The sequence below is a fragment of the Sphingomonas ginsenosidimutans genome (assembly GCF_002374835.1).
GTDB classification, from domain to species: Bacteria; Pseudomonadota; Alphaproteobacteria; order Sphingomonadales; family Sphingomonadaceae; genus Sphingomonas; species Sphingomonas ginsenosidimutans.
Genome location: NZ_NWVD01000001.1, coordinates 788,344 through 813,611 on the forward strand (window position 1 = coordinate 788,344; position 25,268 = coordinate 813,611).

At 69.7% G+C, this 25,268-nt stretch carries 18 protein-coding genes and 1 tRNA gene; 14 read left to right on the forward strand and 5 right to left on the reverse strand.

The window, feature by feature from the left end; translation table 11 throughout:
* Positions 1 to 177 precede the first annotated feature (177 nt).
* The 4 genes from COA17_RS03655 to COA17_RS03670 are packed head-to-tail and all read left to right on the forward strand — an operon-like array spanning position 178 to position 5,279.
* On the forward strand, positions 178 to 1,608 hold the full coding sequence (locus tag COA17_RS03655; RefSeq protein ID WP_096610194.1) for a DUF1800 domain-containing protein: 1,431 nt from the start codon (positions 178 to 180) through the stop codon (positions 1,606 to 1,608).
* A 4-nt stretch (positions 1,609 to 1,612) separates the two neighbouring features.
* Positions 1,613 to 2,767 carry a DUF1501 domain-containing protein gene (locus COA17_RS03660; RefSeq protein ID WP_245857390.1) on the forward strand — a complete coding sequence of 385 codons (1,155 nt, stop codon included), beginning with the start codon at positions 1,613 to 1,615 and terminating at the stop codon, positions 2,765 to 2,767.
* Positions 2,768 to 2,811: 44 nt separating this feature from the next.
* Positions 2,812 to 4,539: an arginine--tRNA ligase gene (gene argS / locus COA17_RS03665; protein WP_096610198.1), complete on the forward strand. Its 1,728-nt coding sequence runs from the start codon at positions 2,812 to 2,814 to the stop codon at positions 4,537 to 4,539.
* Positions 4,539 to 5,279, forward strand: a complete 741-nt coding sequence (locus tag COA17_RS03670) for an SPOR domain-containing protein (RefSeq protein WP_066489128.1) — start codon at positions 4,539 to 4,541, stop codon at positions 5,277 to 5,279. Before argS ends, COA17_RS03670 begins: the two co-directional genes overlap by 1 nt.
* A gap of 10 nt (positions 5,280 to 5,289) precedes the next feature.
* On the opposite strand, the gene COA17_RS03675 is transcribed toward COA17_RS03670, so the two are convergent.
* On the reverse strand, positions 5,290 to 6,156 hold the full coding sequence (locus COA17_RS03675; RefSeq protein ID WP_096610201.1) for a MipA/OmpV family protein: 867 nt from the start codon (positions 6,154 to 6,156) through the stop codon (positions 5,290 to 5,292).
* 123 nt (positions 6,157 to 6,279) lie between these two features.
* Here COA17_RS03675 and nagZ point away from each other — a divergent pair, with 123 nt between their 5' ends.
* The 4 genes from nagZ to COA17_RS19840 all read left to right on the forward strand — a co-directional run bounded on the left by nagZ (position 6,280) and on the right by COA17_RS19840 (position 10,504).
* Positions 6,280 to 7,284, forward strand: coding sequence for a beta-N-acetylhexosaminidase (gene nagZ, locus COA17_RS03680; RefSeq protein ID WP_096610203.1), 1,005 nt, complete (start codon positions 6,280 to 6,282; stop codon positions 7,282 to 7,284).
* Between the two features lie 108 nt (positions 7,285 to 7,392).
* Positions 7,393 to 7,469: transfer RNA gene (locus tag COA17_RS03685), tRNA-Pro, on the forward strand.
* A 177-nt stretch (positions 7,470 to 7,646) separates the two neighbouring features.
* Entirely contained in the window at positions 7,647 to 9,074 is a 1,428-nt protein-coding gene (locus COA17_RS03690) for a GH1 family beta-glucosidase (RefSeq protein WP_096610205.1), read from the forward strand.
* A gap of 26 nt (positions 9,075 to 9,100) precedes the next feature.
* Positions 9,101 to 10,504 carry a family 16 glycosylhydrolase gene (locus COA17_RS19840; RefSeq protein ID WP_245857391.1) on the forward strand — a complete coding sequence of 468 codons (1,404 nt, stop codon included), beginning with the start codon at positions 9,101 to 9,103 and terminating at the stop codon, positions 10,502 to 10,504.
* Positions 10,505 to 10,512: 8 nt separating this feature from the next.
* Here COA17_RS19840 and COA17_RS03700 read toward each other — a convergent pair whose 3' ends face one another.
* The 3 genes from COA17_RS03700 to COA17_RS03710 are packed head-to-tail and all read right to left on the reverse strand — an operon-like array spanning position 10,513 to position 14,827.
* On the reverse strand, positions 10,513 to 12,012 hold the full coding sequence (locus tag COA17_RS03700; RefSeq protein ID WP_096610207.1) for a tryptophan halogenase family protein: 1,500 nt from the start codon (positions 12,010 to 12,012) through the stop codon (positions 10,513 to 10,515).
* On the reverse strand, positions 12,009 to 13,352 hold the full coding sequence (locus COA17_RS03705) for a tryptophan 7-halogenase (RefSeq protein ID WP_096610209.1): 1,344 nt from the start codon (positions 13,350 to 13,352) through the stop codon (positions 12,009 to 12,011). Before COA17_RS03705 ends, COA17_RS03700 begins: the two co-directional genes overlap by 4 nt.
* On the reverse strand, positions 13,349 to 14,827 hold the full coding sequence (locus COA17_RS03710; protein ID WP_245857394.1) for a tryptophan halogenase family protein: 1,479 nt from the start codon (positions 14,825 to 14,827) through the stop codon (positions 13,349 to 13,351). The genes COA17_RS03705 and COA17_RS03710 overlap by 4 nt, the downstream gene beginning before the upstream one ends.
* A gap of 185 nt (positions 14,828 to 15,012) precedes the next feature.
* On the opposite strand from COA17_RS03710, the gene COA17_RS03715 reads away from it, so the two are divergent.
* From COA17_RS03715 to COA17_RS03735, 5 genes are all read left to right on the forward strand, one after another.
* Positions 15,013 to 18,144 carry a TonB-dependent receptor gene (locus COA17_RS03715; protein ID WP_096610213.1) on the forward strand — a complete coding sequence of 1,044 codons (3,132 nt, stop codon included), beginning with the start codon at positions 15,013 to 15,015 and terminating at the stop codon, positions 18,142 to 18,144.
* 2 nt (positions 18,145 to 18,146) lie between these two features.
* Positions 18,147 to 19,946 carry a glycoside hydrolase family 9 protein gene (locus tag COA17_RS03720; RefSeq protein WP_096610215.1) on the forward strand — a complete coding sequence of 600 codons (1,800 nt, stop codon included), beginning with the start codon at positions 18,147 to 18,149 and terminating at the stop codon, positions 19,944 to 19,946.
* A gap of 108 nt (positions 19,947 to 20,054) precedes the next feature.
* On the forward strand, positions 20,055 to 21,110 hold the full coding sequence (locus COA17_RS03725; RefSeq protein WP_096610217.1) for a LacI family DNA-binding transcriptional regulator: 1,056 nt from the start codon (positions 20,055 to 20,057) through the stop codon (positions 21,108 to 21,110).
* A 47-nt stretch (positions 21,111 to 21,157) separates the two neighbouring features.
* Positions 21,158 to 21,760 (forward strand): nicotinamide riboside transporter PnuC, encoded by a 603-nt coding sequence (pnuC, locus tag COA17_RS03730; protein ID WP_066491457.1) that lies wholly within the window; start codon positions 21,158 to 21,160, stop codon positions 21,758 to 21,760.
* A complete protein-coding gene (locus COA17_RS03735) occupies positions 21,757 to 22,275 on the forward strand; it encodes an AAA family ATPase (protein WP_066491450.1) in 519 nt (172 codons plus the stop codon). The genes pnuC and COA17_RS03735 overlap by 4 nt, the downstream gene beginning before the upstream one ends.
* 38 nt (positions 22,276 to 22,313) lie before the next feature.
* Here the strand turns inward: COA17_RS03735 and COA17_RS03740 are convergent, their stop codons facing one another.
* The gene (locus COA17_RS03740; RefSeq protein WP_231792300.1) at positions 22,314 to 23,309 is read right to left on the reverse strand and encodes an SH3 domain-containing protein; all 996 of its coding nucleotides are present in this window, start codon (positions 23,307 to 23,309) and stop codon (positions 22,314 to 22,316) included.
* 126 nt (positions 23,310 to 23,435) lie between these two features.
* Between COA17_RS03740 and lepA the strand changes: the two genes are divergently transcribed.
* The gene (lepA, locus tag COA17_RS03745; protein WP_070321518.1) at positions 23,436 to 25,232 is read left to right on the forward strand and encodes a translation elongation factor 4; all 1,797 of its coding nucleotides are present in this window, start codon (positions 23,436 to 23,438) and stop codon (positions 25,230 to 25,232) included.
* The last annotated feature ends 36 nt before the right edge of the window (positions 25,233 to 25,268 follow it).

Genomic DNA, 25,268 nt, shown 5'->3' on the forward strand with positions numbered 1-25,268 from the left:
TGATAACCCCCTCAGGTCACAGTGAATGATGCGATGCAACATAAATGCTGCGTTGCGGCGTGCAATTGAATCGATCGCGATCTGGATTGCGGCTTTTGCAATCATCCGAACGCGCGGCCGGCATAATTCTGCGACACACCCGGCGTATCGCGGCATCCGCTGAGGGACGAAAATGCCATGACGCCGCAGACGATCGCGCTTCACCGCTTCGGAATGGGAGCGACCCCGGAAGACCGGCCGCCCGACGACCCGCACGCATGGGTGACCGCGCAGTTCGCGCGCTTCGATGCGCGCCCCGCGCCGATCGCGGCGACACGGACGGCGTTGCAGGCGGCGGCCGATCTGGTCGCCTTCCAGAAGCAGCGGCGCGAGGTGCGGGCCGCTGCCCCCGCCGTAGCCGCTGCCGCCGCGAACGGCGCCGCCATGGTGCCGCCGACGAAGCCGGGCGACGACCCGGAGCTGAAGGCGCAGCGCCGCGCGTTGCGGCAGGATCATTATGCCGCGACCGCCGACGCACGGCTGGCGGCGGCGCTGGCCAGCGACACGCCGTTCGTCGAGCGGATGGTGTTCTTCTGGTCCAATCACTTCGCCGTGTCGGCCGACAAGCAGGCCGTCACCCCGCTGGCTGGCGCGTTCGAGTTCGAGGCGATCCGCCCGCACGTGCTGGGGCGGTTCGGCGACATGCTGTCGGCGGTGGCGCGGCATCCGGCGATGCTGCTGTACCTCGACCAGGCGGTGTCGGTCGGCCCCGAAAGCCTGCGCGCGCAACGCGCCGCGATGCAGGGCCGGCGCCGCGGCCTGAACGAGAATCTGGCGCGCGAGATACTGGAACTGCACACGCTGGGCGTCGGCAGCGGCTATACGCAAGGCGACGTGACCGAATTCGCGCGCGCGCTGACCGGCTGGACGGTGGCGGGGCTGGGCGGGGGCGGCAATGCCGATCTGCCGCCCGGCACGTTCCTGTTCGTCCCCGGCCTGCACGAACCGGGCGCGCGCACGCTGCTGGGGCGGCGCTATGCCGAAGACGGGCTGGCGCAGGGGCAGGCGATCCTGAACGATCTGGCGGTGCATCGCGCGACCGCGCGGCATGTCGCGACCAAGCTGGTCCGGCATCTGGCCGGCGACCAGCCGCCCGCGGCGATGGTCGATCGCGTCGCGGCGGCGTTCCTGTCGTCGGGCGGCGACCTGCCGACCGTCTATTGCGCGCTGGTCGCCTCGCCGGAGGCATGGGTGCCGGGGCCGGTGAAGTTCCTGACCCCGTGGGAATGGACCGTCGCCGCCGGACGCGCCACCGGTCAGCGGCGGGTGCCGCCCGGCAGCACATTGGGGCTGCTCGATCAGCTGGGCCAGCCGATGTGGCGTCCGGGTCAGCCCAACGGCTTCGACGATCTGGCGGCGACCTGGGCCGGGCCCGATGCGGTGATGCGCCGCGTGGAGGCGGCGCAGCGGATCGCGGCGCGCACCCCGCCGGTCGATGCGCGCGCGCTGGCGGCGCAATTGTACCCCGGCGCGCTGTCCGCCGCGACCGCGCAGGCGATCGCGCGTGCCGACAGCCCGGCACAGGCGCTGGCGCTGTTGCTGGTCGCCCCCGAAACCTTGCGGAGATAATGTGATGGCGCCTTTCTTGGTCGACCGGCGTGGATTGTTGATGGGGGCGGGCGCGCTGGCGTTCGCGCCGCGTATCGCCTTCGCCGCTGCCGCCACCGACCGCCGCTTCGTGTTCGTGATCCAGCGCGGCGCCGCCGATGGGTTGCAGATGCTGATGCCGGTCGGTGACCCGGCGTTCGCCGCGGCGCGCGGCGCGCTGGCGGAGGATGCCGCGACGGCGACGAAGCTGGACGCGATGTTCGCGCTGCACCCCGCGATGCCGGAGGTGGCGCGGCTGTACGCCGGGGGGCAGGCGCTGTTCGCGCACGCCATCGCCTCGCCCTATCGCGACCGGTCGCATTTCGACGGGCAGAACGTGCTGGAGACCGGTGGGACCGCCGCCTATCAGCAGCGCAGCGGATGGATGAACCGGCTGCTGGCGCTGCTGCCCGCGCAGGAGGCGCAGGCGATCGCGGTATCCGCGACGATCCCGATGGCGCTGCGCGGCGACCGGGAGGTCGCGTCCTACGCCCCGTCGTCGCTGCCCGACGCCTCGGACGACCTGCTGCGCCGTGTCACCGCTTTGTACGAGGGCGACCGGCAGCTGCATGCGATCTGGTCCGAGGCGATGCAGACGCGGATGCTGGCGGGCGACCTGTCGGGCGGCGGCGGGCGGGCGGGCGCCGATACCGGCGCGCTGGCCGCGAAGCTGCTGGCGCCCGCCGACGGCGCGCGGATCGCGATGATCGAAACCGGCGGATGGGACACGCACACCGGCCAGCGGCAGCGATCGGCGGCGCAGCTGAAGGGGCTGGATGCGCTGGTCGCGTCGCTGCGCAGCGGGCTGGGGCCGCTGTGGGACCGCACGGTCGTGCTGGTCGCGACCGAATTCGGGCGGACGGTGGCGGTCAACGGCACCGGCGGCACCGATCACGGGCAGGCGAGCGCCGCGCTGCTGCTGGGCGGCGGGGTGAAGGGCGGGCGGATCATCGCCGACTGGCCGGGGCTGGCGCCCGCCGCGCTGTACGAGGGCCGCGACCTGAAGCCGACCGCGGCGCTCGACGCCTTCATCGCCGGCGCGTTGGCGGAACAGTTCGCGCTCGATCCCGCGCGGGTCGGTGCGACGCTGTTTCCGAAGGCGCTGTCGGGGCGGGCGATGAGCGGACTGGTGCGCGCCTGACGGATTTTGCACCCGCGGCACGCATCGGCTAAGGCGCCGCCGCTATGACGCTCTTCACCCGCTATACCGCTCATGTCGATGCCGCGCTTGACGCGCTGACCGCCGCCGGAACCCTGCCTGCCGGGCTGGACCGCCGCAATGTGACGGTCGAGCCGCCGCGCGATGCGACGCATGGCGATCTGGCGACCAATGCCGCGATGGTGCTGGCCAAGCCGGCGGGCACCAACCCGCGCCAGCTGGCCGAGGCGCTGGCCGGCGAGCTGCGCACGCTGGACGAGGTGGCGGCGGTGACGGTCGCCGGGCCGGGCTTCATCAACATGACGCTGCACGACGACGTGTGGCGGCGCGAGATCGATGCGATCCACGCCGCGGGCGCGGATTACGGCCGGTCGGATGCGGGCGCGGGCGTGCGCGTGAACATCGAATATGTCTCCGCCAACCCGACCGGGCCGATGCACATGGGGCATTGCCGCGGCGCGGTGGTGGGCGATGCGCTGGCCAGCCTGCTGCAATTCGCGGGCAATACGGTGATCCGCGAATATTATGTCAACGACGCGGGCGGGCAGGTCGACGTGCTCGCCCGGTCGGCGCACCTGCGCTATCGCGAGGCGCTGGGGCATAAGGTCGGCGCGATCCCGGAGGGGCTATACCCGGGCGACTATCTGGTCGCGGTCGGGCAGGCGCTGGCACAGGAATTCGGCGATCGTTATGTGGCCGCGCCCGAGGATGAATGGCTGGCGCTGTTCCGCAACCGCGCGGTGGCGGCGATGCTGGCGCTGATCAAGGACGATCTGGCGCTGCTGGGCATCCACCACGACGTCTTCTCGTCCGAGGCCGAATTGCAGGCCGCGAAGAAGCCGGAGGCCGCCGAGGCGGTGCTGCGCGCGCGTGACCTGGTCTATGACGGCGTGCTGGAAGCGCCCAAGGGCGAGACGCCCGAGGATTGGGAGCCGGTCGAGCTGCCGCTGTTCCGCTCGACGCAGTTCGGCGACGATCAGGATCGCCCGATCCGCAAGTCGAACGGCAGCTGGACCTATTTCGGCGCGGACATGGCCTATCACTATCAGAAGGCGGAGGGGGCCGACCAACTGATCGATATCTGGGGCGCCGACCATGCCGGCACGGTCAAGCGCATCCAGGCGGCGGTCGCCGCGCTGACCGAGGGGAAGACCCGCTTCGACGTCAAGCTGGTGCAGATGGTGCGGCTGCTGCGCGGCGGCGAGCCGGTGAAGATGTCGAAGCGGGCGGGCAATTTCGTGACGCTGGCCGATGTCGTGCGCGAAGTCGGCAAGGACGTGGTGCGCTTCACGATGCTGACCCGGCGGTCCGACGCGCAGATGGACTTCGACTTCGCCAAGGTGGTGGAAGCGTCGAAGGAGAACCCGGTCTTCTACGTCCAGTACGCCCACGCGCGGGTCCATTCGCTGCACCGCCGTGCCGCGGAGGCGGGGATTTCGGCCGAGGGCGCCGATCTGTCCCGGCTTGATACGCAGGAACTGGCGCTGGTGAAGCTGGCGGCGCAGTTCCCGCGCGTCGTGGAAACCGCCGCTGCGGCGCGTGAGCCGCACCGGATAGTCTTTTATCTCTATGACTTGGCGGCTGAATTTCACGCGCAATGGAATGTCGGCAATGACAAGCCGGAACGCCGTTTCCTAGTGCCCGACGACCATGGCGTCACCGCCGCGCGCTTGTCCTTGGCGGCGGCGATCGGGCGGATTATCCGGAACGGGCTCTCCATCATGGGCGTGGAGGCGGTCACGGAGATGCACTGATGACACCGACCGAACCGATCGGCGCGCCGCGCGATGAAGATCGCCTGCCGTGGCTGGATACGGTCGTGGCGGACGAGCCTGAGGGCGCGCCCGTCGCGCGCGTGATGGTGATGGTGCTGCTGGGGCTGGTCGTGCTGGGCGCGATCCTGTTCGGCCTGTACAAGATGCAGGGCGCGCGCGGCGTCAACGGCGAAGGCGCGCTGATCGCGGCGCAGGAGGGCGACTACAAGGTCCGTCCCGACGATCCCGGCGGGCTGAAGGTGAAGGGCGAGGGCGATTCGGCGATCGCCGCCAGCGCCGGCAGCAACATGAACGGGGCGATCGACCTGCGCGCGGTGCCCGAGGCGCCGATCACCCGTGGCGCCCCCGCGCCCGCGCCGACCGCGCGCGTCGCCACCGGTGGCGCGCCGGTCGCGACCGCCAAGGTGCCGGACGCAAGCGCCCCGCTGCGCGCGCAGCGCCCCGTGACGGCGCCGAGCGCACCGGTGCCCGGCGCGGCATCGGGTGGCGCGCTGATCCAGCTGGGCGCCTTCCCCAGCGAGGCTTCGGCCAATGCGGCGTGGAGCGCGCTGGCCAAGCGCTTCGGCTATGTCGCAACGCTGGGCAAGGTGGTGCAGCCGGCGACCGTCAACGGGCGCACCGTCTATCGCCTGCGCGTCAATGCGGGCAGCGCGAACGCTGCATCGGACATCTGCGGCCGGCTGAAGGTGGCGGGCGAGGGGTGCTTCGTCACCAGCTGACCGCGCGCCTCTAGCGCCCGATCGTGAACGTATAGCCCAGCGCGACCCCGGCCGACACCTGGTTGCGCGAATCGGCGCGCCCGATGATCGGCGAGTCGCCGGCATCCCCGATCAGCCGGTCCCACCGCCCGACTGCCTGCACCGACCATCGCTGGTCCAGCGCGACGATCGCGCGGCCGACCGCGCCCACCGCATGGGCACCGCCCGACGGATCGAAGCGCGCCAGCCCGGTGCGCGCGGCGGTGTCGGCGTCCACGCCGAACCACGCGCGCTGATAGCGGCGATCGGACAATTGCACGCGCGGCCCCAGCGAGAACAGCCATCGGTCGCCGTCGCGAGCGACATAATCGGCCGCCAGCTGGCTGATCAGGCCGTTATGGCCGGTGACGCCGTGCCGCACGTCGGCGCGCAGCCGCACCGCGTCGATCGGCCATACCTGCGCGAAGACGCCCGGTTCCAGCGAGCGTGACACGCGCGGCAGGCCGCCGCCCAGATCGTCGGCATCGCGCTTTCCGGTCAGCTGGAACATCGGCCCCGCCTCGAACCGGCCGGCGTGGATCAGCGTCAGCGCATTGCCGTCGCCCGGCGCGCCGAACGGGAAGGGATCATTGCCGCGCGCCTTGGAGATGCTGACGATCGGGGACAGGCGCATCCGGTCGTCACCGGGGAAGGCGGGGTTGAACTGCGGCCCCAGCATCACACGGATGCGGCGCGGCCGCGTGTCGCGATCGCCGACGATGTCCAGCCCGCCGCGCGGGGTCTTCACCTTCGCACGCGGCGGGCTGGCGTCGTCGCGCGGCCGCGCCGCGGCGGGCGTGGCAGACACCGCGAACGCGAGCGTTGCGGCGATCGGAAGGTGGGCGAGGGTGCGGGGCAAGCGGCGATCCTTTCTGGAACCGGTCCGGGACAATCGTTCTGCCAGCGTACTGGTTCCGCGCGGTTATGCCCCGGCGCCGGCGCGGCATTCGCGTTGCGCGCGCATCCGCCGTAAAGGCGCGGCATGAAGCCCGTCATCTTCGGCCTGTCCGGCCCGTCGCTCACCGATGCCGAGCGCGCGTTCTTCCGCGCGGCGCGCCCGGCCGGCTACATCCTGTTCAAACGTAATGTGGAGACCCGCGCGCAGCTGCGCGCGCTGACTGATTCGCTGCGGGAGCTGGAGGGGCGCGACGACGTGGCGATCCTGGTCGATCAGGAAGGCGGGCCGGTCGCGCGGCTGGCGCCCCCGGAATGGCCCGCCTTTCCTGCCGGCCCCGCCTTCGACCGATTGTACGAGATCGCGCCGATGTCCGCGATCGAGGCGGCGCGCGCCAACGCCCACGCGCTGGGACTGATGCTGGCGGACATGGGAATCACGGTCGATTGCCACCCGATCCTGGATGTCGCGCGCGCGGGGACGACCGAGGCGATCGCGATCCGCGCGTTCGGACATGATCCGATGCGCGTCGCCGCGATCGGCCGCGCGACGATGGAGGGGTTGATCGCGGGTGGCGTCGTGCCGGTCGTCAAGCATATGCCGGGGCATGGCCGGGCGCTGCTCGATTCGCACTTCGCGCTTCCCACCGTGACGGCGGACGCCGCCGCGCTGGAGGAGGATCTGGCGCCGTTCCGCGCGCTCGCGCATGCGCCGATGGGGATGACCACGCATATCGTGTTCGAGGCATGGGACCGCGACCGCCCCGCCACGCTGTCGCCGGTGGTGATCGAGGAGGTGATCCGCGGCCGCATGGGCTTCGACGGCCTGTTGATGAGCGACGATCTCGACATGAAGGCGCTGTCGGGCACCCCGGCGGAAAAGGCCGCGGGGGCGATCGCTGCGGGGTGCGACGTGGTGCTGGAATGCCATGCGCCGATCCCGGAGATGGAGGCGATCGTCGCGCGGCTGGACGATATGGCCCCGCCTTCCCGTGCGCGGCTGGACCGTGCGATGGCGGGCCGTACCCCGGCGGCGGGGGACATGGCGGGGTTGATCGACACGCGCGACCGGCTGCTGGCGTTCGCGGAATAGCGGATGTCGGGCGCGATGCCGTGCTGCGAAATCGGTGCTTGAAGTCCCGTGAACCGCTGATATAAGCCGCGGCCTGTCGCCGGCCGATCGGCCGGGCGGCACCCTGGTCGGGGAATAGCTCAGCCTGGTAGAGCACTGTGTTCGGGACGCAGGGGCCGGAGGTTCGAATCCTCTTTCCCCGACCAATTACCTTTCAGACATCGCTGGATCATTCCCCATTTGGGGCGCTGGCCCCATCACGCGGCGGTGGCGCTGTCGCGTCACGTGAAGTGGCTCGACACGTTGAGATGGGAACGTTAACAATGTCGTCGGCAGATGGCGCGGCGTGAACGTGGCCATGGGCACGACGATGGGAGAGGGTGATGAAGAGGCGGGATTTCATGCGCGGCGGGGCGACCGCTGCGGGCGCCGGGGTGCTGGCATCCGGCTGGTCGACGCTGGCGCAGGCCGCGCCGCTCGACCTGTCCTTCCCCAAGGACTTCGTGTTCGGCTGCGCGACGGCGGCCTATCAGATCGAGGGTGCGGTCGCCGAGGACGGCCGCGGGCGCAGCAACTGGGACGTGTTCGCGCACACGCCGGGGAAGATCGCCAATGGCGATACCGGCGACGTCGCCTGCGACAGCTATCATCGCTACCCGCAGGATATCGCGCTGCTGCGCGACCTGGGCGTCGGCGCGTATCGTTTCTCGATCGCCTGGCCGCGCATCTTCCCCGATGGGCGCGGCAAGCCCAATGCGAAGGGTGTCGCCTATTACGATCGGCTGGTCGATGCGCTGCTGGCGGCCGGGATCACCCCGCATGCGACGATGTTCCACTGGGACTATCCCGCCGCGCTGCCGGGCGGGTGGCAGAACCGCGACACCGCCTATGCGCTCGCCGATTATGCCGGCTACATGGCGGGCGAGCTGTCCGACCGCGTGAAGCACATCATGACGGTCAACGAACTGCGCTGCTTCACCGACCTGTCGCACAAGGAAGGGCTGCACGCGCCGGGGCTGAAGCTGCCGCCCGCCGGGGTCAACCAGGTGCGCCACCATGGCGTGCTGGCGCACGGGCTGGCGGTGCAGGCGATCCGCGCGCAGGCGAAGCCGGGCACGCAGGTGGGCATCGCCGACAACATGATCGCCTTCACGCCCGTGATGGAGACGCCCGAGCATATCGCCGCCGCGCAGAAGGCGACGCGGATCGAGAATGCGATGTTCCTGACCGCGGTGATGGAGGGGCGCTACCTCGACGAATATCTCGCGCAGGAAGGCGCCGCCGCGCCGAAGGTGAAGGACGGCGACATGGCGATCATCGCCAGTCCGCTCGATTTCGTGTCGCTCAACGTCTACACCCCCGAATGGGTACGCGCCGACGACGGGCCAAAGGGCTATAAGGTCGTGCCGCATGTCGCGTCCTCGCCGCGGATGGCCTCGCCATGGCTCGTCGTGGGGCCGGAGGCGGCCTATTGGACGGTGCGCAACGTCAGCGAGATGTGGAAGCCCAAGGCGCTGTACATCTCCGAGAACGGTGCATCGGCGGACGATACGCTGGCGGGCGACCGCGTCGATGACGCCGACCGGGTGATGTACCTGCGCGGCTATCTGTCGCAGTTCCGCCGTGCGGCGGTGGAGGGCTATCCGCTCAAGGGCTATTTCCTGTGGAGCCTGATGGACAATTTCGAATGGGCCGACGGCTATTCGAAACGGTTCGGCATCCATTACGTCGACTTCGCGTCGCAGCGCCGCGTGCCCAAGCTGAGCGCGCGCTGGTATCGCGAAGTGATCCGCCGCAACCGCATCGTCTGACGACGGATAACAGGGGAGAGGGAAGGATGCGCAGGACGCAACGGTGCGCCGCGATTTTGTCGGCGCTGGCATGGGCGATGGCGGCGCCGAGCGTCGCGCAGCAGGGGACGGATATCCTGTCCTATGCCGTCAACGACGTGTCGGCCGGCTGGGTGCCCTATGGGTCGAACCACAAGGCGCGCGCGATCGACGATGCCGGGGTGCAGGGCGGCCGCGCGATCCGCATCGAGGTGAAGGCGCCCGGCGCGCACCCGTGGGACGATGGCGCCAACGTGCCGATCACCCGCGCGGTGGCGAAGGGCGATCCGCTGGTCTTCGCCTTCTGGGCGCGCGCGCCGAAGGCGGCGGCGGGCGAGCGCGTGACGCTGCCCTTCGCGGGAATCACGCAATCGCATGCTCCCTATGACCAGGTGCTGAAGGGCGCGCCGACGATCGGGCGCGACTGGGCGATGGTAGAGCTGCGCGGTGTCGCCGATCGCGATTACCCGGCGGGGGAATTGCAGGCGTCGCTGCAATTGTCGGTCGCGAACCTGACGGTCGATCTGGGGCCGGCATTCGTGCTGGATCTGAAGCGCAAGGCGGGCGCCGCCACCGCTGCCGCCGCCAGCGCCGCACCGCCGGCATCGACCGCGCACGCGATGGGCGCGACCAACCAGGAGGCGCATCGCCCGATGGCGGTGCCCGCCGGTCGCCCGACCTGGGCCGACGAATTCGACGGCGCCGCGATCGACGCCGCCAACTGGCGTTTCGACACGGCGCGCAACGCCGCCGGCTGGTACAATAACGAGCGCCAATATTATGCCGACGGCCGCCCGGAGAACGCGCGGATCGAAAAGGGCGCGCTGGTGATCGAGGCGCGCCGCGAGACGCTGCCCAAGGCGCGCTTCGCCGACTGGGGCGGGCAGGATTACACCTCCGCGCGGATGGTGACGCGCCGGACGCTGGGCTACGGTTTCTACGAGGTGCGCGCGACCCTGCCGTGCGGGCGCGGGATCTGGCCGGCGATCTGGTTGCTGCCCCCCGATGGCGCCTGGCCCGACGCGGGCGAGATCGACATCATGGAGATGGTCGGGTCCGAGCCGGAAATGTCGCATGCGACCGTACACAGCGCCGCCTACAATCACGCCAGCAACAGCCAGCGCGGCGCGCAGACGCGCGTGACGGGCGCCTGCACCGCGGCGCATGACTATCAGCTCGACTGGCAACCCGATGCGATCACCATCGGCGTCGATGGCAGATCGTACATGCGCGTGGAGCGCAAGCCCGGCGACGGGATGCGCGAATGGCCGTTCACGCGCGCATACAACCTGATCCTGAACGTCGCGGTCGGCGGCGACTGGGCCGGGGCGAAGGGGATCGACGACACGGCCTTCCCGCAGCGGATGACCGTCGAGCATGTCCGCTTCTGGGGCGCGCCGGCGGCGAGGTAATCGCGCCGCTATCCTGCCGCGCAGTGGCGCGCGATGAAGTCCGCATGGGACGGCATTGCGCGCGTCTGCGCCAGGATCGCATGGCGCATCCGCTCCAGCGTCTCGGCCAGCCGATCTTCGTCCAGCACGTCCGCCACCGGATCATAGGCGGCGGGCACGATCCCCTGTCCCAGCAGTACCGCGGTCCAGCTGGCGAGCGAGAACAGTTCGTCGTCGTAGCGGAAGAAGCGGCCATGGACGCGGAACAGCTCGATCTTGCGGCGCAGCGTGTCGGGCACCTCCATCGTGCGCACGTGGCGCCAGAACGGCGTGTCGTCGCGCTGCGTCGCGTGATAGTGGAGGATGATGAAGTCGCGCACGCCATCATAGGCACTGCGCATCAGCCGGTCATATTCCTCCGCTTCCACGGTTGAGAAACCGGCATCGGGGAACAGCGCCAGCAACTTGGCGATGCCGGTCTGGATGAGGTGGATCGACGTCGATTCCAGCGGCTCCAGGAACCCGCCCGCCAGCCCCAGCGCGACGACGTTGCGGTTCCAGAACCGCCGCCGCCGCCCTGTGACGAACGACAGCCGGCGCGGATCGGCCAGCACCTCGCCCTCCACCGCGCCCATCAGCGCGGCCTGCGCGGCATCGTCGTCGACATGCGCGCTGGAATAGACGTAGCCGTTGCCGGTGCGGTGTTGCAGCGGGATGCGCCATTGCCAGCCGGCGCCCTGCGCGATCGCGCGGGTATAGGGGACCGGCGCGCGATCGCGCGCGGTGGGGACGGCGACCGCGCGGTCGCATGGCAGCCAGTGCGACCAGTCGTCATAGCCGCTGGCGAGCGCGCCTTCGATCAACAGCCCGCGAAAGCCGGAGCAGTCGACGAACAGCTCGCCGTCGACGTGCCGGCCATCCGCCAGCCGCACCGCCTGCACGAAGCCGGTGTCGGCATGCTGCGCCACGTCGGCGATCCGCCCCTCGATCCGCTCCACCCCGCGCGCCTCGGCATAGTCGCGCAGGAACCGGGCATAGCGCCCGGCGTCGAAGTGGAAGGCATAGGGGAGCGGGAAGGGGGCTTCCCCCTCCGCGATGCGCGCGAACCGCCCCGCCGCGGCGGCCACCGCGCATGGGGCGTAATGCCATAGGTCGGCGCAGCGCCGCTGCCCGGCCAGCTTCAGGAACAATTGGTGGAAGGCCAGCCCGTCGATATCGTGGCCGAACTGCCCGAACGGGTGGAAATAGCGGTCGCCGATCGCGCGCCAGTTTTCGAACTGGATGCCCAGCTTGAACGTCCCGCCGGTCGCGGCGACGAACGCATCCTCGTCGATGCCCAGCATCCGGTTGAACGTCTGGATCGTGGGGATCGTCGCCTCGCCGACGCCGACCGTGCCGATCTCCTCGCTTTCGACCAGGCGGATGCGCGTGCGCGTGCGCGGCAGGAAACGCGACAGCGCGGCGGCGGCCATCCAGCCGGCAGTGCCCCCGCCGACGATCACCACCTCGCGAACGGGAAGCGCGGTCATCGGGTCAGTCCTTCCAGAAAGGTGCGATGATCGGGCGCGGCGGCAACCGCGGCGGCCAGGCGGTGGTCGATATCGTCCAGCAGGCGCCGCCCCTGTTCGGCGTCGCCGCCGTCGGGCAGGTGCGCGGGGCGGATGCCGCGCCCGAACAGGATCTGCGCCCAGTCGTCGCGCGCAAAGCCCTCGCCATCGCGCTGGCGCCAGCGCAGCCGGCGCGCGAATTCGACGACGGTATCGCGCAGCGTCTCGGGCGCGTCGTCCGCCAGCGGCAGATGCGCCAGCAACAGGTCGCGCAGCCGGTCCGCCTCGTCATTGGCGGTGCGGTTGTAGTGATCGACCTCCACCGCGGCGCAGTCCCGCCCCGGCAGCAGCGCGACGATCCGGTCGATCCCGGTGTGAAGCCAGTGGAACGGCAGTCCCTGCATCGGCGGCAGGACGACATGCGCCTCTCCGACGGCGACGACATTGCCGCTCCAGCCGCACTGCCGACGACCGGGGGCGAGCGTCTCCGCATCCGTCGCCCCCGCGCGGGCGAGGCGCAGGTGGATCGTGCGGTCGGGCAGATGGCTGGCGACCGTGATCGCGCCGTCCGCGATCGTCATGCGGTCGAGCGAGGGGAGCAGCATTTCCGCCGGTGCCGTGGCGGTGGTCAGCGCGGTGTACGGGAACCAGCGGCTCCAGTCCTCCCACGCCGCCGCATCGTCCGGCGTGGCGAGCCGCCGTTCGCGCCCGGTCGCATCGACATACAGGTCCGCGATCAGATGCGTACCGTCCGCCAGATGCAGCGCCGCCACGCCCGCATCGCCGCGCGCCACCTCCGCCAGCGGGGCGGCGGGCACCATCACGCCGCGATGTTGGGCATAGCCCTCCACCGCGCGCGCGTACCGGTCCGGATCGAGCACCAGCCCGAAGATCGCGTCGGCCAGCGCCGGGTCGCGTGAGGGCGCCTTGGCCGCTAGCCCCAGCCGCGCACCCGCCGCATAATGGTGGAACGGCCGGATGCCGTGCGCCGCCCATACGGCGGGGAAGGGGCGGGCGCCCGCGGCCTGACCCACCGCGCCATAGGCATGGACGTAATCGTCACGCCCCGTCACCTGCGTCCCCAGCCGGATCGCCCCGCCCGTGCGCGCCAGCGCGTCGCGCCAGTCCCAGCCGATATCGACATGGAACGGCAGCGCGGCCGGGGTGGTGGCGCCGACCGTGTCGACCATCGCGCGGTGGCGGGCGGTGTGCGGGACCAGCGCGACGCGCACACCGGGCAGCCGCACCGCCAGTGCGGCGGCGGCGGTCCAGGCGCCGATCCCGTCACCGACGACCGCGATGGTGCGGATCGGCGCGTTCATGCCGCGGCGCCGATCGTCGCGATATACTCGCGGTGGTCGGGCATCGCGCGCGCGGCCGCGGCGGTGACGGCGTGCAGCCGCTCGACCGCGCGCGCCAGCCCGGCGGCGTCGGGCGCGTCGGCGCGCTGGTCGTACCCCTCGGGCACGATACGCTGCCCCAGATAGACCGCGATCCAGCTCGGCTCCAGGAACACCCCCTCGCGATAGGTTTCGACGCGCCCGCGTGCGCGGAACAGTGCCATCTTGCGCGCCAGTGTGTCGGGCACCTCCATCGTGCGCATCCGCGTCCAGAACGGCGCATCGTCGCGTTCGGTGGCGTGGTAATGGAGGATCAGAAAGTCGCGGATGCGGTCATATTCGATCCCAAGCACGCGGTTGAACTCGTCGCGGTCGGCGGGGTCGATCGCGCCGTCCGGGAAAAGCTCGACCAAGGCGGTGATCGCGATCTGGATCAGGTAGATGCTGGTCGATTCCAGCGGCTCCAGGAACCCGCCCGCCAGCCCGATCGCGACGACATTGTCGACCCAGCCGCGCGGCCGTCGCCCGGCGTGGAAGCGCAGCAGTTGCGGTTCGGCCAGCGCCGGCCCCTCGATCGCGGCGAGCAGCGCGTCGCGCGCGGCATCGTCGTCCACATGCGCGCTGGAATAGACATAGCCGTTGCCGACACGGTGCTGCAGCGGGATGCGCCAGCGCCACCCCGCGGGCATCGCTACCGCGCTGGTATAGGGCAGCAGCGGCCCTTGTGACGCGCACGGAACCGCGACCGCACGGTCGCACGGTAGCCAGCGCGACCAATCCTCGAACGGTTCGCGCAGCGTGTCGCCGATCAACAGCGCGCGGAACCCCGAACAGTCGACGAACAGGTCGCCGGCCACCGCGCGTCCGTCCGCCAGCCGCACCGCGGTGACGCGCCCGCCGTCAGCATCGCGATCCACCGCCACCACGCGCCCCTCGATCCGTTGCGCGCCGTCCGCCTCCGCCCGCACGCGCAGATACGGCGCGTAGCGGGTGGCATCGAACTGATAGGCATAGCCATAGGTGGATAGCAGCGATTCGGGATCGTCGGCGGGCGGGGCGAAGCGCGCGCCGCGCGCCGCGACGACCGGCAGCGAAAAGTCCTGGAGTCGCTCGATCTGCCCGGCGCGCGCCAGATAATGGTGGAAACCGACCCCGTCGGTATCGCGCCCGAACACCCCGAACGGGTGGATGTAGCTGTCGCCGATCCGCGCCCAGTCGCGAAACTCGATCCCCAGTTTGAAGGTGGCGCCGGTGGCGCGCATGAAATCGGCCTCGTCGATACCGATGCGGGTGTTGAACGCGCGGATGTGCGGCAGCGTCGCCTCGCCCACGCCGACGATGCCGATCTCATCCGATTCGACCAGTACGATCTCGGCCTGCGCGGCGGGGACCAGCCGGGCGAGCGCGGCGGCGGTCATCCATCCGGCCGTGCCGCCGCCGACAATCACCACCCGCATCGCCTTCGCCCCCTCCGCCGCCATGCCCGCTGTGGTAACGTTACCACAGTCGGATGCCCGCGTTGGGACGCTCTAGAAACTTTTGCGTTTTTGTCTATTGTGAACGTTCCCTTTGCGCGTATGGCGCATCGGGAGCGGCCGGAATCGGCCGACGAAAAACGTACCGCTTCGGGGGGGGATATCGAATGAGCCATCGGATCGATTCGCGCGTCGCGCGTCGCGGCATCACGCAATTGCTGGGCACCGGCGCATCCGTCTGGGCGCTGGCGATCGCTGCGCCGGCCATCGCGCAGGTCGCGCCCGCCACGCCGCCGCAGGGTGACGCCGCCACGCCCGCGCCGGACGCCGCAACGACCGACGCCGCAGAGGCAGGCAATGAGATCGTCATCACCGGCATTCGCGCCAGCCTGGCCAATGCGCAGGACCTGAAGCGCAACGCAGATACCGTCGTCGACGCGATCACCGCGCAGGACATCGGCGCGCTGCCCGACCGTTCGGTGACCGAGGCGTTGCAGCGCGTGCCGGGCGTGTCGATCACCCGCTTTGCCGCGGGCAGCGACCCGGACCATTTCTCGGTCGAGGGATCGGGCGTCGTCATCCGCGGCCTCAACTACGTCCGCTCGGAATTCAACGGCCGCGACACCTTCTCCGCCAACGGCGGCCGGGCGCTGAATTTCCAGGATGTGTCACCCGAGCTGCTCGGCTCGGTCGAGGTCTACAAGAACATGACCGCCGACCAGATCGAGGGCGGCATCGCCGGCTCGGTCAACCTCAACACCCGCAAGCCGTTCGATAGCCGCGACTCGGTCGCCTATCTGTCCGCCGACATGAACTACGGCGATTTCGCGGAGAGGGGCGGGCCGGCGGTGTCGGGGCTCATCACGCACAATTTCGATACTGCGATCGGCCGGTTCGGCGTGATGGCGGGCGCGTCCTATTCGCAGCTGTTCAGCCGCGCCGACGGGCTTCAGGTCACCAATTACCAGGCGCGCTTCAACGGATCGCGCGACATCAATGGCGATGGCGTGAACGAGACGGACACGATGCCGGGCCTCGCCGCCGGGCAGCTGGTCTATGCCCCGGTGGGTGCCGGCGCCCGCACGCAGCAGTTCAACCGCGAGCGGTTCGGCGCGGCCGCGGCGCTGCAGTTCGAATCGAACGACAAGTCGCTGCTGGCGACGCTGCAGTTCGTGCGCAGCGACGCCAAGCAGACGTGGGGCGAACATACGGTGGAAACCGCGCCCGATGCGATCGACCGGCTGACTTTCCCGGCGGCGGGCACCAGCTACACCTATGGCGACGACGGGCTGTTCCGCACCGGCGTGATCTCGATCGACCGCGGCTACACCCCGGCGGGCGGGCAGCAGCGCGGCATGATCACCCAGCTGTCGAACCGCGGGGTGCAGGCGCGCGCGATCACCAACGACTTCGGCGGTAACGTGAAGTGGCAGGCGACCGACCGGCTGTCGTTCAACTTCGACGGCCAGTATGTCGAATCGACCACGAAGCAGACTGACTTCTCGGTCTATGGCGGCACGTTCGCGGATGTGGCGCTGGACGTCACCGGCGACACGCCGGACATCCGCTTCCTGGCGCCCAACGGCCAGGACAGTGGCGCGTATTTCGCCGATCCGCGCAACAGCTACTATCGCGCGGCGATGGACCATTTCGAGGACAACAAGGGCCACGAATGGGCCTTCCGCGGCGATGCGACCTATGATTTCGACGATGCCGGTTTCCTGAAGCGGGCGAAGGTCGGCGCGCGCTATGCCGACCGCGACCAGACGGTGCGCTACACGCTCTACAACTGGGGCGTGCTGAGCGAGACGTGGTCGGGCAGCGGTCCCGTGACCTTCGCCGACACGCAGCCGGGCACCTATGGCTTCGACAGCTTCGACAACCAGTATCGCGGCAACGGCCCGGCGGGGCTGGGTTCCTTCTACATCAACGGCAATCCGGCCGCGAACTATGCGCAGACCGCGGCGCAGGCGCAGGCGATCAACGCCATCTGGCAGACGCAGAAGGGCGCCAACGCCGGTGGCTGGACCCCGACCGGCCAGCGCGCGGGCGTGCTGCCGGGAACGCCGTTCCTGCCGAACGAGGTCTATACCAATTCGGAAGAGACCAAGGCGGCCTATGCCCGGCTCGACTTCGGGACGCAGGGCACCGACCTGCTCGGCGGGGTGAAGCTGTCGGGCAATATCGGCCTGCGCTACGTCCAGACGACCGACGATGCGGACGGCTTCTTCACCTTCCCGACGCAGGCGCAGATCATCGGCAGCGGCGGCAGCGTTGGCGCTTTCTGCTCGCAGCCGGCGCAGACCAGCCCCTTCTGTCAGCTGACCCCGACGCAGCAGCAGTCGATCCTCGCCTTCTCAAACGGCGCGGCGGTCAACCAGGTGACGCGCAACCGCTTCGACCACTGGCTGCCCAGCTTCAACCTGAAGGTGGGGCTGACGCCGAACCTCATCACGCGCTTCGCCTATTCCAAGGCGATCTCGCGGCCCGGCTTCGACCAGTTGCAGAGCACGATCCAGATCGCGCCGGCGACCGGCATCTCGGTCTTCCGGCTGGACGGGACGACGCGCAACTCGAACGCGCTGCTGCGCCCGGTGGAGGCGAACCAGTTCGACCTGACCGCCGAATGGTATTTCGCGCGCGTCGGCACGCTGACCGCGGCGCTGTTCTACAAGGATCTGAGCAACGTCATCGTCTCGAACGTCGCGCAGACGCGGTCCTATACCAACAATGGCGTGACGCAGGACGTGCTGTTCGTCGGCCCGCAGAACGCCGAAGGCCACAGCAATGTGAAGGGGTTCGAGGTCTCGTACCAGCAGACCTACGATTTCCTGCCCGGTTTCCTGTCGGGGCTGGGGGTGCAGGCCAACTACACCTATGTCGATCCGTCGAACATCCCGCAGGGCCGCGCGGCGCAGGCGACGTCGCCGACCACCACGATCGACGTGTCGCGGCTGCCGCTGGAAGGTTTGTCGAAGCATACGGTCAACGCCACCGTCTTCTATGAAAAGGGGCCGTTGTCGCTGCGCGCGGCGTATAACTGGCGGTCAAAGTACGTGCTGACGGTGCGTGACGAGATCGCGCCGTTCCTGCCGATCTATTCGGGCAGCTTCGGCCAGCTGGACGGGACGATCCTGTACACGGTCACCAAGCAGTTCAAGATCGGCGTGCAGGCGGTCAACCTGCTGGACAGCGTGACGAAGACCTATTCGGTCATCAACGCCGAAGGACAGCTGGCACCGCGCAGCTATTTCAAGAACGACCGGCGCTTCGCGCTGACCACGCGCATCCAGTTCTGAGGATGCGACACCTGCTCGCGGCGGTGGCGGCGCTGTCGGCGCCGGTTGCCGTCGCCGAGCCGCCGGTGTCGGCGGTGCGGGTCAGCCAGCTGGGGCTAGAGCCGGCCGCCGGGCAGCGGATCGTGGTGGTCACGCGCGCCGCCGGGCCGGTGGCATGGCGGGTGCGCGATGATGCCGGGCGCGTCGTCCAGCGCGGCGTCGCGCCCGCCGCGCGCTACGCCGTCGATGCGGACGAGGCGGTGACCGCGATCGAACTGCCGCGCGCGCTGGCGCCCGGACGCTATCGGGTCGAGGCGGGCGGCGCGGTCAGCCGTCCTGTCACGGTCGCCGCGCGTCCCTTCGCGCCGTTGCTGCGCGATGCGATGTCGTTCTTCTATCAGCAGCGCGCCGGCGTGCCGATCCTGGCGCGCTACGTCCAGCGCCCCGATCTGGCGCGGCCGGCGGGGCATCTCGGGGAAACGGCGCGCTGTTTTGCCGGCGTGGACGAACGCGGGCTGCGCTGGCCGGGCTGCGCGGCGCGGTACGACGTGGTGGGCGGCTGGTACGATGCCGGCGACCGCGGGAAATATGTCGTCAACGCCGGCATATCGGTGTGGATGATGCTCGACGCCTGGGAACGCGCACCCGCGTTCGACCTGCTGCGCGACGGCGCGCTGGCGCTGCCGGAGGCGAGAAACGGCGTGCCGGATGTGCTGGACGAGGCGCGCTACGAAATCGAATGGATGCTGCGGATGCAGCTGCCCGATGGCGCGCGGGCGATCGTCGCCACGCCGGACGGGCGCGCGGCGCGCACCATCGCGGCGGGCGGCATGGCGTGGCACAAGCTGGGCGACACCGTCTGGGCGCCGGTTCCGATCCGCGTCGAGGACGATCACGGCACGCGCGCGCTCTATCCGCCGTCGACCGCCGCGACGCTGAACCTGGCGGCAGTCGCGGCGCAGGCCGCGCGGCTGTGGCGCGATATCGACCCGGCGTTCGCGGCGCGATGTCGCGCGGCGGCGCTCAGCGCCTTCGCGGCGGCGCGGCGCGAACCGGCGGTGTTCGCGGAGCCGCGCTTCACCGGCAGCGGTGCCTATGAGGATGCGGCGCTGGACGACGAATTCTTCTGGGCCGCTGCGGAAATCGCCGCGACGACCGGCGATCCCGATGCGCTGCGCATGGTCGAACGATCGCCTTTCGCGCGTGTCTCGTCGGTCGCGACGCCCGGTTGGGCGACGACCGGCGCGGCGGGGACGATCGCGATCCTGCGCCACCCCGCCGCCTTTCCGCCCGCGCTGGTCACGGCGCAGCGACGCGCGCTGCTGGCGAGCGCCGATGCCTACCTGTCCGACGACGCGCGGCAGCCCTATCGCTACCCGGCCGCGCCCGGCGCGACGCAATGGGGATCGAACGGCGACCTGTTGTCGCGCGCCGTGGTGCTGGGCACCGCCTGGGATCTGACGCACCGCGCGGCCTATCGCGGGGCGGCGCGCGATGCGCTGGATTACGTGCTCGGGCGCAACCCGCTCGACCGGTCCTATGTCTCCGGCATCGGCGCGCGCCCGATGCGCTTTCCGCATCACCGTTTCTGGGGCGCCGGCATCGACGCGCGCTTTCCCGCGCCGCCGCCGGGCGCGCTGTCGGGCGGGCCGAACAGTTCGGCGATGACCGATCCGGTCGCGAGAACGATGGTGGGCAAATGCCGCCCGCAGACCTGCTGGCGCGACGATGCGCGCGCCTATTCGCAGAACGAGGTCGCGATCAACTGGAACGCCGCGCTGATATGGGTCGCGGCGTTCCTGGACGAAACGCGCGGGCGGTGACGATGGGGTGGCCGACGCTTGACAGCCGCGGGTGCGGGCAACAATCGGCGCATCATGCCGACAGGTGCCGAGCGGGTCGGCACCGCTTGGCCGCGACGGAGTAATCTTATGGCCCGCCGGCGACAGGCCGTCACGATCCGCCATGTCGCGGCCGACGCGGGCGTCTCGCTCCAGACCGTCAGCCGCGTCATCAACAACGAACCCAATGTTCGCCCCGAGATGGCCGAGCGGGTGCAGGCGTCGATCGCGCGGCTGGGCTATGTCCCGTCGATCGCGGCGCAACGGATGAGCGGGTCGCGATCCTATCTGATCGTCGCGCTCAACGACCGCGAACGCACGCTGGCCGACTGGCGCAGCCGGCAGGGCAGCGACTGGGTCAACCAGATGCTGCTGGGCGGGATGCTGACGTGCGCGGCGCACGGCTATCGCATGATCGTGGAACTGGTCGATACGCACAGCGCGCATATCGAGCGCGAGCTGTCAGGCGCGATCGCGGCGCTGCAACCCGACGGCGTGATCCTGACCCCGCCGCATTCGGCCAATCCGCTGATCCTCGATTTCCTGGAAAAGCGGCAGATCGTGTTCGCGCGGATCGGTTCGTCCGCGCCCGGTCCGGGCTTCGCGCTCAGCACCGATGACGAAGGCGCGGCGCGCGACGTGACCCGCCACCTGATCGACCTGGGGCATCGCCGCATCGGCCTGATCGCCGGGTCGGACGAATACGAACAGAGCGCGTGGCGCGTTGCGGGCTGGCGCGATGCGATGGCCGCCGCCGGGCTGGACACCGCCGGTCTGCTGGCGCCGGGCGACTTCAGCTTCGCGTCCGGCACGCGCGCGGCACAGGCGCTGCTCGACCTGCCGTCGCCGCCGACCGCGATCATCGCCAGCAACGATCAGATGGCGCTGGCGACGCTGGATGTCACGCGCGAACGCGGGCTGGCGGTGCCCGATGCGCTGTCGCTGGTCAGTTTCGACGATACGCCGATCGTTCGCTATACCCATCCCCCGCTGGCGGCGGTGTCGCAGCCGATCGCCGACGTGTCGGCGCGCGCGGCGCAGCTCATCATCGACCGGACGATGGGGCGCCCGGTGGACGGCGAACCGCTGGTGATCCCGTCCACCTTCGTGCCCCGCGGATCGATCGCACCGCCCCCGTCGCGCTGAGTGCCCCCCTCTTGGCGGATTCGCGCGGCCATGGTTAGGGAGGCGTCATGACCGGGATGGAATGGACCGCGACGCTGCTGGGCATTGCCTGTGTCGCGCTGGCGGGGCGGCGCAGTGTGTGGACGTTCCCGACCGGGATCGCCTCGGTGGTGCTGCTGGGCATCGTCGTCTTTCGCGAGCGGCTGTATTCCGACGCGCTGCTGCAGGTCTTCTTCGTGGCGGCGAACCTCTATGGCTGGCGCCACTGGTCGCGTTCCTCCGCCGCGACGGGGACGGTGGCGGTCGAGCGGCTCGATGCGCGCGCGCGGCTGGCGTGGGGCGGGGGCATCGTCGTGGCGGCGCTGGTGTGGGGCATGTCGATGCACCGCTGGACCGACGCGTCCTATCCGTGGTGGGATGCCGGGATCGCCGCCGCGAGCGTCGCGGCGCAGCTGCTGATGGCGCGCCGCAAGCTGGAGAACTGGGCGCTATGGATCGCGGTCGATGTCGCGTCGGTGCCGCTGTATCTGGCCAAGGGGCTGTTCCTGTTCGCGGCGCTGTACCTCGTCTATCTGCTGCTCGCGGTGATCGGGCTGGTGGCGTGGTGGCGCAATGCCGCGGCGGCGGCGGGGCAGGGCGCCGATCGCGGCGCGGGGGTGGTGGCGGCATGACACGGCTGCGCTCGATCTGCCTGCACGGGCCGGAAAGCACCGGCAAGTCGTCGATGGCGCCGCGGCTGGCGGCGCATTTCGATTCGGCGTTCGTCCCCGAATTCGGCCGAACCTATTGCGAGCAATATGGCACCGACCTGACGATGGCCGATCTGGTGACGATCGCGCGGACGCAGGATGCGAAGGCGCGCGCCGCGGTTGCATCGGGCGCGACGCCCGTCATCCTCGATACCGATCCGCTGATGACCGCGGTGTGGGCCGACATGATGTTCGGCCGCCGCGATCCGTGGCTCGCGGCATGGAATAGCCCGGCCGACCTGTATCTGCTGTTCGACATCGATCTGCCGTGGCAGGCGGACAGCGTGCGCATCTACGGCGGCACCGCCGAGCGCGCGCGCTTCATGGACCTGTCGCGCCGCGAGCTGGAGCGGCGCGGCGTGCGCTGGGCGCTGGTCACGGGGGAGGGGAGCCGGCGCTACCTCAACGCGCTGGACGCGATCCGCGCCGCCAGCTGAGCGGCGACCGCGCCCGCGCGCGCGGCCGCCGACCCGGATCAGTGGATGTCGGGCGCGTTCGCGGCCTGCTGCGTCGGCGCCAGCTTGGTGTTCAGCACCCAGCCGACATTGTCGTTCTCGTCGGCGACTTCCCACCACAGGCCGTTCTTGTTGCCGGTGGGATAGACGATGCTGCCCGCCGGGATGGTGCGGATCACCTTGGCCGATGCGACCGCGGAGGCGCGCAGCGCGACCGGCGCCTGCGCGGTGAAGGTCTTGGCCGGGGCGGCCTGCGCCGTGCCCGCCGCGCCGGGGGTGATGAGGCCCAGTGAACCGACCATCTTCGAATAGGCCTGGATGAACGACAGCGTCACGATCCGGCCGATGTCGGTATTGTCGTATCCGCCGCCGACCGCGCCGCCGATCGCGTAGAAGCCGCCGCCGCCGATCGACAGGTTGTTCTTCGCGGCATAGCCTTCCTCGGTGGCGATCGTCTCGGTCGTGCGCACGTTGGTGAGCGACAGGACGGTGTTCGCCTCCATCTTCTTGCTCTTGATGCCGCCCAGCAGGCCGCCGACGCGCCCGCCCAGCAGGCCGCCGATCCCGCCGGCGACGCCGCTGCCGCTGGTGTCGCTGTTGGCGCCCTGCACTTCGGCGACCAGCACGTAGTCGGCGGCCTTCACCTGGCCCTGCCCGACATTCGAGCCGCGCTGGAGGCCCAAGTTGCCGCCGATCGCGCGTTCACGCTCCGCGGCGTTCAGGCCGCTGCCGCGGTCGACCAGGTTGAAGCAGCCCGAGCGTGCGACCAGAACCTTCAGCAGCTTCGACGGCGGGGCCAGCGACCAGGCGGTCCAGTAGGACGTATTGTCGCCGTCGACGATCGACAGCGTGCCCAGTTTGCGGGTGCAATGGGGTACGTCCGCCGCGGTCTTTTCCTGAAGCTTCTGGCCGGACGATGGCCCCGCCAGCCGCTGCGCAGATGCCGGTGCGGCGGTCGCCAGGACGGCGCACATTGCCGCCCCCGTCAGCATGGTGGCGAACGAACGGTTCCTCATCGCATTACCCCTTTGCATCATGCCGCTCCCCTGCACCGCACGATCCGTCCGGGAAGGCGAGCGGCCACCCAATGACGCGCCTGCCCCTAGCACCGCGCCCGTTGCTGCGCTAGGCGCGCGAGGATCATGGCCACACCGCTCGACAAGATCCGCAATTTCTCGATCATCGCCCATATCGACCATGGCAAGTCGACGCTCGCCGACCGGCTGATCCAGCGCACCGGTGGCCTGTCGGAGCGCGAGATGAGCGCGCAGGTGCTCGACAACATGGAGATCGAGAAGGAGCGCGGCATCACCATCAAGGCGCAGACCGTGCGCCTGGAATGGAAGGGCCATGTCCTGAACCTGATGGACACGCCGGGTCACGTCGACTTCGCCTATGAGGTATCGCGCAGCCTGGCGGCGTGCGAGGGCGCGTTGCTGGTGGTCGATGCCGCGCAGGGCGTCGAGGCGCAGACGTTGGCCAACGTCTATCAGTCGATCGAGCACGACCATGAAATCGTGCCTGTCATCAACAAGATCGACCTGCCCGCCGCCGAGCCGGAGAAGGTGCGGCAGGAGATCGAGGACGTCATCGGCCTCGACGCCAGCCATGCCGTGCTGGCCAGCGCCAAGTCGGGCATCGGGATCGAGGAGATCCTGGACGCGGTGGTCGAGCGGATCCCGCCGCCCAAGGGCGATCCGGCCGCGCCGCTCAAGGCGATGCTGGTCGACAGCTGGTACGACCCGTATCTGGGCGTCATGATCCTGGTGCGCGTGATCGACGGCACGCTGAAGAAGGGCCAGCAGGTCACCTTCATGCAGGCCGGCACGCAGCATCTGATCGACCGCGTCGGCTGTTTCCGGCCGAAGATCGAGCAGCTCGCCGAACTGGGGCCGGGCGAGATCGGCTTCATCACCGCGCAGATCAAGGACGTGGCGCAGGCGCGCGTCGGGGACACGCTGACCGATGCCAAGAAGCCCGCGGCGCAGGCGCTGCCGGGGTTCAAGGAAGTGCAGCCGGTGGTGTTCTGCGGGCTGTTCCCCGTCGATGCCAACGACTTCGAGAAGCTGCGTGAGAGCATATCGAAGCTGCGCCTGAACGATGCCTCGTTCAGTTTCGAGATGGAGACGTCGGCGGCGCTCGGCTTCGGCTTCCGCTGCGGGTTCCTGGGGCTGCTGCACCTGGAGATCATCCAGGAACGGCTGACGCGCGAATACGACCTCGACCTCATCACCACCGCGCCGAGCGTGGTGTATCAGATCGAACTGACCCACAACGGCGGGCACATCGATCTGCACAACCCCGCCGACATGCCCGATCCGAACAAGATCGCGTCGATCGCGGAGCCGTGGATCGAGGCGGTCATCTACGTCCCCGACGAGTATCTCGGCTCGATCCTGAAGCTGTGCCAGGACCGCCGCGGCATCCAGAAGAACCTGACCTATGTCGGTGGGCGCGCGCAGGCGACCTACGAACTGCCGCTCAACGAAGTGGTGTTCGACTTCTACGACCGGCTGAAATCGCTGTCGAAGGGCTATGCCAGCTTCGACTATCACCAGATCGGGCACCGTGAGGGCGACCTGGTCAAGATGAGCATCCTCGTCAACGAGGAGCCGGTCGACGCGCTGTCGATGATCGTCCACCGCGGCACCGCCGAAACGCGCGGGCGCGGCATGTGCGAGCGGCTCAAGGAACTGATCCCGCGGCATCTGTTCAAGATCCCGATCCAGGCGGCGATCGGCGGCAAGGTGATCGCGCGCGAGACGATCAGCGCGATGCGCAAGGACGTTACCGCCAAATGCTATGGCGGCGACATCACCCGCAAGCGCAAGCTTCTGGAAAAGCAGAAGAAGGGCAAACTGAAGATGCGCGAATACGGCTCCGTGCAGATCCCGCAGGAAGCCTTTATCGCGGCGCTGCGGATGGGCGACGAGAACTGATCCCTTCCGTTGGTTGTATCCGACCGGATACGGTGC

Excerpts from the sequence above, each read along its gene's own strand:
- COA17_RS03655 (WP_096610194.1), top strand. The coding sequence starts at position 178 with ATGACGCCGCAGACGATCGCGCTTCACCGCTTCGGAATGGGAGCGACC.
- COA17_RS03660 (WP_245857390.1), top strand. The coding sequence starts at position 1,613 with ATGGCGCCTTTCTTGGTCGACCGGCGTGGATTGTTGATGGGGGCGGGC.
- argS (WP_096610198.1), top strand. The coding sequence starts at position 2,812 with ATGACGCTCTTCACCCGCTATACCGCTCATGTCGATGCCGCGCTTGAC.
- COA17_RS03670 (WP_066489128.1), top strand. The coding sequence starts at position 4,539 with ATGACACCGACCGAACCGATCGGCGCGCCGCGCGATGAAGATCGCCTG.
- nagZ (WP_096610203.1), top strand. The coding sequence starts at position 6,280 with ATGAAGCCCGTCATCTTCGGCCTGTCCGGCCCGTCGCTCACCGATGCC.
- COA17_RS03690 (WP_096610205.1), top strand. The coding sequence starts at position 7,647 with ATGAAGAGGCGGGATTTCATGCGCGGCGGGGCGACCGCTGCGGGCGCC.
- COA17_RS19840 (WP_245857391.1), top strand. The coding sequence starts at position 9,101 with ATGCGCAGGACGCAACGGTGCGCCGCGATTTTGTCGGCGCTGGCATGG.
- COA17_RS03700 (WP_096610207.1), bottom strand. The coding sequence starts at position 12,012 with ATGACCGCGCTTCCCGTTCGCGAGGTGGTGATCGTCGGCGGGGGCACT.
- COA17_RS03705 (WP_096610209.1), bottom strand. The coding sequence starts at position 13,352 with ATGAACGCGCCGATCCGCACCATCGCGGTCGTCGGTGACGGGATCGGC.
- COA17_RS03710 (WP_245857394.1), bottom strand. The coding sequence starts at position 14,827 with ATGCGGGTGGTGATTGTCGGCGGCGGCACGGCCGGATGGATGACCGCC.
- COA17_RS03715 (WP_096610213.1), top strand. The coding sequence starts at position 15,013 with ATGAGCCATCGGATCGATTCGCGCGTCGCGCGTCGCGGCATCACGCAA.
- COA17_RS03720 (WP_096610215.1), top strand. The coding sequence starts at position 18,147 with ATGCGACACCTGCTCGCGGCGGTGGCGGCGCTGTCGGCGCCGGTTGCC.
- COA17_RS03725 (WP_096610217.1), top strand. The coding sequence starts at position 20,055 with ATGGCCCGCCGGCGACAGGCCGTCACGATCCGCCATGTCGCGGCCGAC.
- pnuC (WP_066491457.1), top strand. The coding sequence starts at position 21,158 with ATGACCGGGATGGAATGGACCGCGACGCTGCTGGGCATTGCCTGTGTC.
- COA17_RS03735 (WP_066491450.1), top strand. The coding sequence starts at position 21,757 with ATGACACGGCTGCGCTCGATCTGCCTGCACGGGCCGGAAAGCACCGGC.
- COA17_RS03740 (WP_231792300.1), bottom strand. The coding sequence starts at position 23,309 with ATGAGGAACCGTTCGTTCGCCACCATGCTGACGGGGGCGGCAATGTGC.
- lepA (WP_070321518.1), top strand. The coding sequence starts at position 23,436 with ATGGCCACACCGCTCGACAAGATCCGCAATTTCTCGATCATCGCCCAT.